Origin of the sequence: Streptomyces sp. NPDC056061, from assembly GCF_042266885.1 — a bacterium.
GTDB lineage: Bacteria > Actinomycetota > Actinomycetes > Streptomycetales > Streptomycetaceae > Streptomyces.
This window is the reverse complement of sequence record NZ_JBHJWQ010000001.1, coordinates 485,516-498,402: the sequence shown is the minus strand read 5'-3', so window position 1 is coordinate 498,402 and position 12,887 is coordinate 485,516. Positions and strand designations below refer to the sequence as shown.

11 protein-coding genes and 1 riboswitch are annotated in these 12,887 nt (G+C 70.0%); of the genes, 6 read left to right on the top strand and 5 right to left on the bottom strand.

What is annotated here, in order from left to right; translation table 11 throughout:
* Positions 1 to 98: 98 nt before the first annotated feature.
* Positions 99 to 1,397: an extracellular solute-binding protein gene (locus ACFC79_RS02220; protein WP_376233996.1), complete on the bottom strand. Its 1,299-nt coding sequence runs from the start codon at positions 1,395 to 1,397 to the stop codon at positions 99 to 101.
* Positions 1,398 to 1,676: 279 nt separating this feature from the next.
* Here ACFC79_RS02220 and ACFC79_RS02215 point away from each other — a divergent pair, with 279 nt between their 5' ends.
* From ACFC79_RS02215 to ACFC79_RS02195, 5 genes are all read left to right on the top strand, one after another.
* Complete coding sequence (locus ACFC79_RS02215) at positions 1,677 to 2,441, top strand: GntR family transcriptional regulator (protein ID WP_376233994.1); 765 nt, start codon at positions 1,677 to 1,679, stop codon at positions 2,439 to 2,441.
* 350 nt (positions 2,442 to 2,791) lie between these two features.
* Positions 2,792 to 3,046, top strand: a complete 255-nt coding sequence (locus tag ACFC79_RS02210) for a DUF3311 domain-containing protein (protein WP_376233991.1) — start codon at positions 2,792 to 2,794, stop codon at positions 3,044 to 3,046.
* Positions 3,043 to 4,671 carry a monocarboxylate uptake permease MctP gene (mctP, locus tag ACFC79_RS02205; RefSeq protein WP_376233989.1) on the top strand — a complete coding sequence of 543 codons (1,629 nt, stop codon included), beginning with the start codon at positions 3,043 to 3,045 and terminating at the stop codon, positions 4,669 to 4,671. Before ACFC79_RS02210 ends, mctP begins: the two co-directional genes overlap by 4 nt.
* 160 nt (positions 4,672 to 4,831) lie before the next feature.
* Positions 4,832 to 4,960, top strand: a riboswitch (cobalamin riboswitch).
* 138 nt (positions 4,961 to 5,098) lie between these two features.
* Positions 5,099 to 7,510: a ribonucleoside-diphosphate reductase subunit alpha gene (locus ACFC79_RS02200; RefSeq protein WP_376233987.1), complete on the top strand. Its 2,412-nt coding sequence runs from the start codon at positions 5,099 to 5,101 to the stop codon at positions 7,508 to 7,510.
* Complete coding sequence (locus ACFC79_RS02195; RefSeq protein WP_376233984.1) at positions 7,510 to 8,529, top strand: ribonucleotide-diphosphate reductase subunit beta; 1,020 nt, start codon at positions 7,510 to 7,512, stop codon at positions 8,527 to 8,529. The genes ACFC79_RS02200 and ACFC79_RS02195 overlap by 1 nt, the downstream gene beginning before the upstream one ends.
* Positions 8,530 to 8,550: 21 nt before the next feature.
* Here the strand turns inward: ACFC79_RS02195 and ACFC79_RS02190 are convergent, their stop codons facing one another.
* Positions 8,551 to 8,763 (bottom strand): hypothetical protein, encoded by a 213-nt coding sequence (locus tag ACFC79_RS02190; protein WP_376233982.1) that lies wholly within the window; start codon positions 8,761 to 8,763, stop codon positions 8,551 to 8,553.
* 81 nt (positions 8,764 to 8,844) lie between these two features.
* Between ACFC79_RS02190 and ACFC79_RS02185 the strand changes: the two genes are divergently transcribed.
* Positions 8,845 to 9,819: a GlxA family transcriptional regulator gene (locus ACFC79_RS02185; protein WP_376233979.1), complete on the top strand. Its 975-nt coding sequence runs from the start codon at positions 8,845 to 8,847 to the stop codon at positions 9,817 to 9,819.
* A 137-nt stretch (positions 9,820 to 9,956) separates the two neighbouring features.
* Here ACFC79_RS02185 and ACFC79_RS02180 read toward each other — a convergent pair whose 3' ends face one another.
* From ACFC79_RS02180 to ACFC79_RS02170, 3 genes are all read right to left on the bottom strand, one after another.
* Positions 9,957 to 10,694 (bottom strand): D-Ala-D-Ala carboxypeptidase family metallohydrolase, encoded by a 738-nt coding sequence (locus ACFC79_RS02180; protein ID WP_376233977.1) that lies wholly within the window; start codon positions 10,692 to 10,694, stop codon positions 9,957 to 9,959.
* 178 nt (positions 10,695 to 10,872) lie between these two features.
* Positions 10,873 to 11,511, bottom strand: a complete 639-nt coding sequence (def, locus tag ACFC79_RS02175) for a peptide deformylase (protein WP_376233975.1) — start codon at positions 11,509 to 11,511, stop codon at positions 10,873 to 10,875.
* A 230-nt stretch (positions 11,512 to 11,741) separates the two neighbouring features.
* Positions 11,742 to 12,734 carry a tetratricopeptide repeat protein gene (locus ACFC79_RS02170; RefSeq protein WP_376233973.1) on the bottom strand — a complete coding sequence of 331 codons (993 nt, stop codon included), beginning with the start codon at positions 12,732 to 12,734 and terminating at the stop codon, positions 11,742 to 11,744.
* Positions 12,735 to 12,887 lie beyond the last annotated feature (153 nt).

The window sequence follows — 12,887 nt, the reverse complement described above, 5'->3', positions numbered from 1 at the left end:
GCGGGATCCGAGGCGCGCCCCGGAAATCACAGCAGTCTCTAGCTGAAGAAGTGGGGACCCGGCGCAGTGCCGGGCCCCCACCTGGCAGTTCGGAAGGCTCAGGCCTTCTTGTTGATCAGACCGTTGATCTCGGCGTCGGCCTTCTTGGTGGCGTCGGCGACGGAGGTGCCCTTGAGGATCTCCAGGAGCATCTTCTCCAGGGTCTCCTCCTTCTCGATCGAGGCCCAGCCCGGCGCGATCGGCGTGAACCAGGCGTCCGGCACCGCGTTGGCGATGGGGGCCGTCTCCGGCTTGCTCTTCAGCGGCTCAAGCTGCTTCTCGTTGTTCGGAAGGATGTTCTTCGCCGCGAGGACCTCCATGGACTTCGCGTTGGTGAAGAGCGAGATCCACTCCTCGCCGAGGTCCTGGACCTTGGACTTGGAGATGGTCGCCAGGTCGGAGCCGCCGATGAAGGACGGGAGTGCCTTGCCGTTCGGGCCGGGCATACCGGCCGTCGCGATCTTGCCGTCCAGCTTCGGGTTGCCGTTCTCTCCCGTGGTGACGCTGCCGGCCTCCCACGCCTGGCCGTAGATGACCGCGGCCTTCTCGTTGGCCATGACGTTGGCATGGTCCTGCTCGTCCTTCGTCTGGTCGGCCTTGTTGTACTTCTTGACCAGGTCGACGAAGTGGGTGATGCCCTGCTGGGCCTCGGGCGTCGAGAGAGCGGCCTTCCACTCCTTGCCGCCCTCGTCGTACTTGGCGATCTGGCCGCCGTAGGCAGCGACGTAGGACATCGCGGCGTACCAGTAACGGCCCGGGTAGTACAGGGAGGAGGCGCGCTTGTCCTTCTTGGCGAGCTCGGCCGAGACCTTGTCCATGCCCTTGAGGAATTCGTCCTCGTTCTGCGGGAGGGCGTCGCTGCCGGTGCCGGCCTTCAGCATGTCCTTGTTGTAGACGGCGACGCGGGCGCTCGCGTAGTAGGGAACGCAGTAGAGCTTGCCCTCGTAGGAGCAGGTGTCCTTGAGCCCCTTGATCCAGGTGTCGGAGTTCTCGTACTTCTTGGAGTCGATCTCGCCGAGCGCACCATTGAGGATGTACTGCATGGTCTCGGTGTTGCCGAGCTCGACAACGTCAGGGAACTTGTCACCGCCGAGCGCGGTGTCAAGCTTCTTGACCTTGTCACCCCACTGCTGGTACTGAACACTGACCTTGACGTTGGGGTACTTCTTGTTGAACTCGGCATTGACGTCCTTGACCAGCTCCGGCCAGGTCGACTGGGCTTCACCCATGAGCCAGACGGTCAGGTTGTCCTTGCGGTCCTTGGGGTCCTTCGACGATGCCTTGTCGTCCGAACCGCACGCCGCGATCGACACCAACATGCCCGCGACGCCGATCGCCGCGATGAGCTTGCGCTTCACGCCAAACCCTCCTCAGGGATGCTGCAACCCCGCCCACCGCGAAGACATTCGACGAGTACTGCTGGGGCTGGACCTGGTCTTTAATGGTTTAGACCAGTACCGGGAGCTTGGCCTAGACCTTTAGGGGTGTCAAGGGTGTATAAGAAGTGCACTCGCGTCCGTTATAGGACCGACACCTAAGGGAGGGCGACGAGCCGTGACCGGACCGTGCCACCATGTGAGCCGCGACAGACGGAGGAGCCGGTGACGGCAGCAACGCAGCAGTCGGGAAGGCGGGCCATGAGTGCCGACGGGGGCAGTTCGGAGAACGAGACGAGCGCGGCCACACGCACCGCGCGCGTCCCGAAGTACTACCGGCTGAAGCGACATCTCCTCGACATGACGGACACCATGCCGCCGGGCACCCCCGTACCGCCGGAACGGACCCTGGCCGCCGAGTTCGACACCTCGCGCACGACCGTGCGCCAGGCCCTCCAGGAACTCGTCGTCGAGGGCCGGCTGGAACGCATCCAGGGCAAGGGCACCTTCGTCGCCAAGCCGAAGGTCTCCCAGGCGCTCCAGCTCACCTCGTACACCGAGGACATGCGCGCCCAGGGACTGGAACCGACGTCCCAACTACTGGACATCGGCTATGTCACTGCCGACGACACGCTCGCCGGACTGCTCGACATCTCGTCCGGCGGCCGGGTGCTGCGGATCGAGCGGCTGCGGCTCGCCAGCGGCGAGCCCATGGCGATCGAGACCACGCACCTTTCGGCCAAACGCTTTCCGGCGCTGCGCCGTTCACTGGTGAAGTACACCTCGCTCTACACCGCACTGTCCGAGGTGTACGACGTGCGGCTGGCCGAGGCCGAGGAGACCATCGAGACCTCGCTCGCCACCCCGCGCGAGGCCGGGCTGCTCGGCACGGACGTGGGCCTGCCGATGCTGATGCTCTCCCGTCACTCGCTGGACGGGCGGGGGGAGCCCGTGGAGTGGGTGCGCTCGGTCTACCGCGGCGACCGGTACAAGTTCGTGGCGCGCCTGAAGCGGCCGACCGACTGACCTCCGACACGGGCGGGCCGCCGGACCCGCGTCGCGCACCCCGGCCCCCGGATCCCGGCCGGACGCCCCAGCGAGCCCCGGCAGGGCGTCCGGACGATCGATTCCGGCCACCGCCCACCCCGCCGCACCACCACCCCGTCCGCCCCCGTGGAACGCCGTTCCCCACGGGGGCGGACCGCATGCCGGGGACGGATGAACTCCCGTACGCCCGACCGGATTTCGCATGTGTGCACCCGTTCACGGAACTGTTTCCGGACCGCGATGCGGCCGGGGGGTGACGCTGACCGGAAACCTCCCCTAGATTTCCTGCGCACCACAGCAGGTGATCAGCGAGGGGACGGAGTCGCCGCATGTCTGCAAGCCCGGAAGGAAAGCCACCCGCCATCACACCCGTGAGGGTGGTCATCGCCCTGTGCCTCGTCGCGCCGTTCGTCGCGATGCTCTGGGTGAGTTCGTACGCGAAGGTGGACCCCACCTTCATCGGTATCCCGTTCTTCTACTGGTACCAGATGCTCTGGGTCCTGATCTCCACCGCGCTCACCGCGACCGCGTACAAGCTGTGGCAGCGTGACCAGCGCTCCCGCAAGGGGGGTGCATCGGCATGAAGGACGGCGTGAACGGCGTCGCGCTCGGCGTCTTCGTCTTCTTCTTCCTGGCCGTCACGGTCATGGGCTTCCTGGCGGCACGCTGGCGCAAGGCCGAGAACGAGGCGAGCCTCGACGAATGGGGCCTGGGCGGAAGGTCGTTCGGAACCTGGGTCACCTGGTTCCTGCTCGGCGGCGACCTCTACACGGCGTACACCTTCGTCGCCGTACCCGCGGCGATCTACGCGGCGGGCGCGGCGGGCTTCTTCGCCGTGCCGTACACCATCCTGGTGTACCCGCTGATCTTCACCTTCCTGCCCCGGCTGTGGTCGGTCTCGCACAAGCACGGGTACGTGACCACCTCGGACTTCGTGCGCGGGCGGTTCGGTTCGAAGGGCCTGTCGCTGGCGGTCGCCGTCACCGGCATCCTCGCCACGATGCCGTACATCGCGCTGCAACTCGTCGGCATCCAGGCGGTGCTGGACGTGATGGGCGTCGGCGGCGGCGAGAACACCCACTGGTTCGTCAAGGACCTGCCGCTGCTGATCGCGTTCGCGGTGCTCGCCGCCTACACCTACTCCTCCGGCCTGCGGGCACCCGCACTGATCGCCTTCGTCAAGGACGGCCTGATCTACCTGGTCATCGCGGTGGCGATCATCTACATCCCGATCAAACTCGGCGGTTTCCACGACATCTTCGCCGCCGCGCAGGAGAAGTTCGCCGGTCCGCCCGGAGGGAAGCCCACCGGTTCCCTGGCGCCCGGCGAGGCGGGCCAATGGGGCTACGCCACCCTGGCGTTGGGCTCGGCGCTGGCGCTCTTCATGTACCCGCACTCGATCACGGCGACGCTCTCCAGCCGCAGTCGGAACGTGATCCGGCGCAACACCACGATCCTGCCGCTGTACTCGCTGATGCTGGGTCTGCTGGCACTGCTCGGCTTCATGGCGATCGCCGCCGGGATCGATGTGGAGAACGGACAGCTGGCCATTCCGCAGCTGTTCGAGAACATGTTCCCCGACTGGTTCGCGGGGGTGGCCTTCGCCGCCATCGGCATCGGCGCGCTGGTGCCCGCGGCGATCATGTCGATCGCCGCGGCGAACCTCTTCACCCGCAACATCTACAAGGACTTCCTCAGGCCCGACGCGACCCCCGAGCAGGAGACCAAGGTCTCCAAGCTGGTGTCGCTGCTGGTGAAGGTCGGGGCGCTGGCCTTCGTCCTCACCATGGACAAGACGGTCGCGATCAACTTCCAGCTGCTCGGCGGGATCTGGATCCTCCAGACGATGCCGGCCCTGGTCGGCGGTCTGTTCACCCGTTGGTTCCACCGCTGGGCGCTGCTCGCGGGCTGGGCGGTCGGCATGGTGTACGGCACGGTGGCCGCGTACGGGGTGCAGTCGTCCACGCAGAAGCACTTCGGCGGTTCGTCCGCTCAGATCCCGGGCATCGGTGAGATCGGTTACATCGGCCTCACCGCGTTCGTGCTGAACGTGGTCGTGACGGTGGTGCTGACGTTCGTCCTGAACGCGGCGAAGGCGCCCGCCGGCACCGACGAGACGTCCCCGGCCGACTACACGGCCGACGCGGGCGACCCTGGCGTCCAGGTGGAACTGCCCCCGGTCACCGCAGGAGCGCCGGCCATCCGCTGACCGCCCTCCCGGGCCCCGGACGGCCCGCCCCTGCCGGAAGGGGGCGGGTGGCGGGCCGTCCGGCGTCCGGGGAGAGGCCCGCAGGGCGCCTCCTGCGGGCCCGACACACGGAGGCCGACACAACATCTGGGGGCTGCCTCATCGAGCGGCCCCCACATGTATGCTCATCCTCGCTGTCGTCGCAGGGGAATCCGGTGCGAATCCGGAACTGTCCCGCAACGGTGTGTTCAGTGCGCTTTTGCGCACACCCGACCAAGTCCGACGACCTGCCGACAGCGCACCCGGCTCGACCGATCCGGGTGCCAGACGTCCGGGCCTCGCGGATGGGCCGGTGGACGCCGTACGCAGTGCCGCCCGCCCAGGGCTCCGTGCTGCCCGGCTGCCCCGTTCCCCCGCCGGCCCCGAGCCGAGCGAGGGAGAGCACCACGTGACCATCGCGCCAGCCGATCCGGCCTCAGTCGCCGCGTCCGTAGCGGCCGAGTCCGAGGGAACCGCACACGACGGGCCGGGCACCGCACTGCTGCGGACCCTGACCGACCTCACCGTCGACCTTCCCGACGCCGATCCCGGACGGGTGGCCGCCGCCGCGCTGCGGGGCCGCAGCGCACGGGCCGACGAGGCCGAGCTGCGGTCGCTGGCCACCGAGGCCGCCGCGGGACTCATCTCCGAGGACCCCGCCTACTCCCGGCTCGCCGCCCGGCTGCTCACCCGCACCATCGCGGACGAGGCGGCGGGCCAGGGCGCGGTCTCCTTCTCCGCCTCCGTCGCCGTCGGCCACCGCGAGGGCCTGATCGCCGACCGCACCGCCGCGTTCGTCGCGGCCCACGCGGCGGCCCTGGACGCCCTGGTCGAGCGCGCCCTCCTCGACGGCGCCGACGACCGCTTCGGCTACTTCGGCCTGCGGACCCTGCACAGCCGCTACCTGCTGCGCCACCCGCACACCCGCCAGGTCATCGAGACCCCGCAGCACTTCATGCTGCGGGTGGCGTCCGGTCTCGCCGAGGACGAATCGCCTCAGGCCGTGGACGAGGTCGCGGCGCTGTACGGGCTGATGAGCCGGCTCGACTACCTGCCGTCGTCGCCGACGCTGTTCAACTCCGGCACCCGGCACCCGCAGATGTCCTCCTGCTACCTGCTGGACTCCCCGCTCGACGAGCTCGACTCGATCTACGACCGCTACCACCAGGTGGCGCGGCTCTCGAAGCACGCGGGCGGCATCGGTCTGCCGTACTCCCGCATCCGGGCCCGCGGTTCGCTGATCCGCGGCACCAACGGGCACTCCAACGGCATCGTGCCGTTCCTGAAGACGCTCGACGCGTCCGTCGCCGCCGTCAACCAGGGCGGCCGCCGCAAGGGTGCCGCCGCGGTCTACCTGGAGACCTGGCACGCGGACATCGAGGAGTTCCTGGAGCTGCGCGACAACACGGGCGAGGACCAGCGGCGCACGCACAACCTCAACCTGGCGCACTGGATCCCGGACGAGTTCATGCGCCGGGTCGACGCGGACGGCGACTGGTCGCTGTTCTCCCCCTCCGACGTGCCCGAACTCGTCGACCTGTGGGGCGACGCGTTCGACACGGCGTACCGGGCCGCCGAGGCGAAGGGCCTGGCCCGCAAGACGATGCCGGCCCGCGAGCTGTACGGCCGGATGATGCGCACCCTCGCGCAGACCGGCCAGGGCTGGATGACGTTCAAGGACGCCGCCAACCGGACCGCGAACCAGACCGCCGAGCCGGGCCGTGTCGTCCACTCGTCGAACCTGTGCACCGAGATCCTCGAAGTCACCGACGACGGCGAGACGGCCGTCTGCAACCTGGGGTCGGTCAACCTCGGCGCGTTCGTCGCCGACGGCGGCATCGACTGGGAGCGGCTGGACGCCGCCGTCCGCACCGCGGTGACGTTCCTGGACCGGGTCGTCGACATCAACTTCTACCCGACCGAGCAGGCCGGGCGCTCCAACGCCAAGTGGCGCCCGGTGGGCCTGGGCGCCATGGGTCTCCAGGACGTCTTCTTCCAGCTGCGGCTGCCGTTCGACTCCCCCGAGGCCCGCGCGCTGTCCACGAAGATCTCCGAGCGGATCATGCTCGCCGCGTACGAGGCGTCCTGCGACCTCGCCGAGCGGTCCGGCCCGCTGCCCGCCTGGGAGCAGACGCGCGCCGCGCGCGGGGTGCTGCACCCCGACCACTACGGCATCGAACCGAACTGGCCCGAGCGCTGGGACGCGCTGCGTGCCCGCGTCGCGCGGACCGGGATGCGCAACTCGCTGCTGCTGGCCATCGCGCCGACGGCGACGATCGCCTCGATCGCGGGCGTGTACGAGTGCATCGAGCCGCAGGTCTCCAACCTCTTCAAGCGCGAGACGCTCAGCGGTGAGTTCCTCCAGGTCAACGCCTACCTGGTGGAGGAGCTGAAGCGGCTCGGCGTGTGGGACGCGCGGACTCGCGAGGCGCTGCGCGAGGCGAGCGGCTCCGTGCAGGGCTTCGCCTGGATCCCCGAGGACGTGCGGGCGCTGTACCGCACGGCGTGGGAGATCCCGCAGCGCGGCCTGATCGACATGGCGGCGGCGCGTACGCCGTTCCTCGACCAGAGCCAGTCGCTGAACCTCTTCATGGAGACGCCGACCATCGGCAAGCTCTCCTCGATGTACGCGTACGCCTGGAAGAAGGGGCTGAAGACGACGTACTACCTGCGGTCCCGCCCCGCCACCCGGATCGCCCGCGCGGCCTCCGGCACGGCCGCCGCCACCGCCGCCGTTCCCGCCCAGCAGGCGCCGGCCCCCGACGCGGACGCGATCGCCTGCTCCCTCGAAAACCCCGAGTCCTGCGAGGCCTGCCAGTAATGACCGACACCAACCCCACGAAGAACCTGCTCGACCCGGGCTTCGAACTGACCCTGCGCCCCATGCGCTACCCGGACTTCTACGAGCGCTACCGGGACGCGATCAAGAACACCTGGACCGTCGAGGAGGTCGACCTCCACTCGGACGTGGCCGACCTCGCGAAGCTGTCGCCGGGCGAGCAGCACATGATCGGCCGGCTCGTCGCGTTCTTCGCGACGGGCGACTCGATCGTCGCCAACAACCTCGTGCTGACGCTCTACAAGCACATCAACTCCCCCGAGGCGCGGCTGTACCTGAGCCGTCAGCTGTTCGAGGAGGCCGTGCACGTCCAGTTCTACCTGACGCTGCTCGACACCTATCTGCCCGACCCGGACGACCGGGCGGCGGCGTTCGCGGCCGTCGAGAACATCCCGTCGATCCGCGAGAAGGCCGAGTTCTGCTTCAAGTGGATGGACTCGGTCGAGACGATCGACCGGCTGGAGAGCCGGGCCGACCGCCGCCGTTTCCTCCTCAACCTCATCTGTTTCGCGGCGTGCATCGAGGGGCTGTTCTTCTACGGCGCATTCGCGTACGTCTACTGGTTCCGCTCGCGCGGCCTGCTGCACGGTCTCGCCACGGGCACCAACTGGGTGTTCCGCGACGAGACGATGCACATGAACTTCGCGTTCGAGGTCGTGGACACCGTCCGCAAGGAGGAGCCGGACCTCTTCGACGACGAGCTCCAGCAGCAGGTCACCGACATGCTGAAGGAGGCCGTGGCGGCGGAGCTGCAGTTCGGCCGCGACCTGTGCGGCGACGGACTGCCCGGCATGAACACGGAGTCGATGCGGCAGTACCTGGAGTGCGTGGCCGACCAGCGCCTGACCCGGCTCGGCTTCCCGGCGGTCTACGGCTCCGAGAACCCGTTCTCGTTCATGGAGCTCCAGGGCGTGCAGGAGCTGACGAACTTCTTCGAGCGCCGGCCGTCCGCCTACCAGGTGGCGGTGGAGGGCTCGGTCGATCTGGACGAGGACTTCTGACCTCCCGCCCCGGCCCGGTCCTCAGATCCGGGCCCAGCTCCTGATGTACGGGCGCCGCTCGGCCGTGACCGGCCGGGCGGCGCCCGCCGTTTCCGGCGGTGCGTCGTTCCTCATGTGTTGCGCCGCCAGCAGTTCGCGGGAGATGCGGCGCTCCCGGGCGAGACCGAGGAGGGCGGGCAGCAGGGAGAGGATGATGAACGCGGACATGCCCAGGACATTCAGGAAGGTGTTCATGGCTTCACTCTCGTCCGCGCCCGCACGGCGCGGCAGTGGCAGGACTGCCACACAGCATCGATTTACTGCCACACTGGTCCGATGCTGAACAATGTCGCCGCCCTGCTGCTGGACGAGGTCCACCCCTTCGAACTGGGTGTGCTGTGCGAGGTCTTCGGACTCGACCGCAGCGCGGAGGGCCTGCCGGTCCACGATTTCGCCGTGGTCTCCGCCGAGGGCCCTACGCTGCGGACCCACGCCGGGTTCACCATCGGCTCGCCGCACGGCCTCGAACGTCTGGAGGAGGCCGATCTCATCGCCGTGCCGGCCGGTGGGCACTACGTCGAGCGGGAGTATCCCGAGGAGGTCCTCGACGCGCTGCGCCGGGCCGTGGACCGGGGCGCGCGCGTGCTGAGCGTCTGCTCCGGCGCGTACGTCCTCGGCGCGGCCGGGCTGCTGGACGGCCGCCGCTGCACCACCCACTGGCGCCACACCGACGAGCTGGCCCGCCGCTACCCGCGGGCCGTCGTCGAGCCCGACGTGCTGTACGTGGACGACGGACCGGTGGTCACCTCGGCGGGCACCGCGGCCGGCATCGACGCCTGCCTGCACCTGGTCCGGCAGGCGTACGGCACCGACACCGCCAACGCGATCGCGCGCCGGATGGTGGTGCCGCCGCACCGGGACGGCGGCCAGGCCCAGTACATCGAGCGGCCGCTGCCGCGCACCCGGTGCGACACGGTCGGCGGGACGCTGGTGTGGATGGAGCGCCACCTCGACCGGGAGATGACCGTCGAGCAGCTCGCGGCGCAGGCGCACATGTCGCCGCGCACCTTCGCCCGCCGCTTCCAGCAGGAGACGGGCACCACGCCGTACCGCTGGCTGCTGCGTCAGCGGGTGCTCCTGGCACAGCACCTGCTGGAGACGTCCGACGAGACGGTGGACACGATCGCCGGACGCACCGGGTTCGGGACCGCCGCCGCGCTGCGCCACCAGTTCGTGCGATCTCTGGGCACCACCCCGCACGCCTACCGGCGCACCTTCCGCGGCCCGGAAGCGGCGGCCGACGTCGCCTGACCTCGGCGGACCAGCCGCCCGGCCCGACGCGCATCCGGCCTCGGGCCGGGCGTCCGAACGGTCGCCGCGGCTGCCCAGGGACCACCCGGAGCCCGGGTCGCCCGCCCGGCGACCGGGGCTCCTGGCCCCGGCGCGCGTCAGATGCCGCAGCTCGACGCGGACCAGAAGTGGCTGGGGCCCTGGTTCACGTGGACGTGGTCGCCGTGGCCCGGGTATCCCGGACCGAGAATCCCGTTGAAGCCGTGGTTGCGGGCCTGCTTGGCGAGGGTGCACAGGGAATGCGGCCCGGCACCCAGGTCCGCGGCGTCCCCGTACATGTGACGGCTGTTTGCCGCGCCGCCGACCGCGCTGTTGCAACTCTTGGAGCGGAAGCCGCTGGTGACCCGGATGGACTGGTCGCCGAGCGCGTGCCGCAGCGCCTCCAGCTTCCACATGGTGCTCAGGGCGTTGGCCTTCGCGGTGCCCGCCGCCACGGCCCCGCCCGCCCAGGTGGAGTTGCACCGGTTGTGCTCGGCGTAGGTGAAGTGCGCCGGGGTGCAGTCGTTGTCCTGGAGGGCGTACAGCTTGGCCTGGGTCGCCGGGCCCGCGATGCCGTCGGCGGCGAGCCCGTAGGCGGCCTGGAAGCGCTTGACCGCGGCGGTGGTCGCGGGCCCGTAGGAGCCGTCGATGGCGAGTACGGAGTTGTAGCCGGGGTACCCGGCCACCCGGATCTGGAGCTGGACGACGTCGTTCCCGGTGGCGCCGGGGGACAGCGTGCGGGTCCAGGTGTAGCAGCCGTCGGCCTGCGCGGTCCCGGCGGTGGCGACGGCACCCCCCGAGGCGAAGGCCATGGTCATGACAAGGCCGAGCAGGAGTCGTGCGGTGCGTCTGAGCATGAAGGACCTCCCTGTCGCGACGGAGGCGGGGCGAAGATGTGATGAGAGAGCCTGTCGGACGAGTTGACGCGCGTCAACTGTCCACAGGGAAAAGACAGTTGACGATCAGGTGAGCAAGAGGGAGGCCCGGCACTCCGTGCGGAGATGCCGGGCCCGTCGACGGCCGTCCGGTGCGCGCTCAGTCGTTCGGCACGACCTCGTAGCGAGGCGTGTTCTCCGCCATCTGCCGCAGTGCGTCCTTGCGGTCGCGCTTGGAGAGGCGGTCGATGTAGAGGTACCCGTACAGGTGGTCCGTCTCGTGCTGGAGGCAGCGGGCGAAGTAACCGGTCCCCCGGACCCTGATCGGGTTGCCCTCGGCGTCCTGGCCGCGCACCACCGCGTAGTCGGGCCGGGCCAGCGAGGCGTACGCCGTCGGCACGGAGAGACAGCCCTCGTTGGAGTCGTCGAGGACCCGCTCCTCGGGCGCCAGTTCCTCCAGCACCGGGTTGCAGACCGCACCGACATGCCGCACGCCGTCGTCGTCCGGGCAGTCGTAGACGAAGACCTTGAGGTCGACGCCGATCTGGTTCGCGGCGAGACCGACGCCCTCCGCCGTCCGCTGGCTGGCGAACATGTCGTCGATCAGCCGGGCCAGATCGTCGTCGAAAGCGGTGACGTCCTTGCACTCCTTGTGCAGCACCGGGTTGCCCACGACCGTGATCGGACGCGAGGTGCCGCGCTCGCGATGCGCCGTCTCGCGCGCCTCGCAGTCCTCGGTGTCCACGACGAAGCCCTCGTCGTCGACGCTGATCTGCTCGTCCGTCTCCTGCTGCGCCATGTCCGCCGTACGCCTTCCTCAAAACCTGAAACCCGGGCGTCAAAACCTGAGACCCGGGCGTCCGAAGCGGTCGGGGCCCGAGCACCCGAGCACCGCGACCGGTGCCCGTACAGCCTACGGGCACCCGCACCGCTCGTGTGGTCGGACCGGACAGCGGGCGGACGCCGCGCCCGACGGCGACGCGGTACGGCGCCGCCCCGGGCCCACGGGGTCCACGAGACGGGCGCCGGTCAGCAGACCTCTTCGAGATCCCGCCACTCACGGCTGTCCGGGCTGTCCGCGACCCAGCCGTCCAGCAGCCCGCGCACCAGTCCGGCCGGCGCCGCTATCCCGCACTCCCGCTCCGGCACCCACAGCTCGCCCGCGGTGCGATGGCCCAGCGGCCCCGGATGCCCCGGCTCGCTGTGGTCGTGCGGGTCCAGGTGCTCGCCGTCGCCCTCGTCGCTCTCCATCCGGCTCTCCGAACAGGCCCGGCAGAGCAGCCGCACGGACGACGACCAGTCCTCGGCGGCGAACCCGGCATCGGACGCCAGCCGCTCCAGCGCGTCCCTGTCCGCCTCGGTGGCCGCCTCCAGCAGCACGACCCAGGTGGGGACGGGCGACGGCGCCCACAGCTCGATCTCGTCGAAGACGGGATACGAGGGACCGGCCGCGGTGACCCGCTCGCCGTGCGGCACACCGTCGTGCAGGACGACCTCGCCCCAGCGGCGGCCGGACGACGGCAGCGGGATGGACAACACCTCCATGCGGGCCGGGTCGAGCCTGCGGCCCCACACCACCTCGGCCTCGCCCTCCGGCGACAGCCGTACCGCGGCACTGCCCAGCTCCATGCCGACGGGCTCGCTGCCCGCCGCCGAGGTGTGCTGGCCGGCGCCCGGCACCTTCAGGCCGTACGCCTGCCAGGCCCGGCGGGCCAGCGGCCAGTCCTGCAACGCCGTGGCGGCGATCCCGACGTTCCACCAGTCGGGGGCGCCGGATTCCTTGTCGAGCAGTGCGACGGCCCGCAGACCGGCGGCTCTCGCCTGTTCCCAGTCGTGCCGGAACTTGTGCAGCAGCGCCAGGTTGAACCACGACTCCGAGAGCCAGGGCTCCAGGTCCGCCGCGCGTGTCAGCAGCGCGCCCGCGTCCTCGTACCGGCCGTCGCCGATCAGCGTGAACGCGCGGTCCGTGGCCTGCCGCCAAGAGGCGGAAGGCCGATGCCGTACCTTCCCGAAGATCCTCACGATTCCCGCCCGTTCCGACTAGGAGCGTCCGGCAGTGGGCTCCGCGGTGTCGCGGGCCCGGGGCATGCGCCGCGCGGCGTCGTCGTCCCTCACCAACGCTCCGCGTCGCCTCAGTCCTCCGCCTTGCGATGCACGCACCCCAGCCCCGCTCCT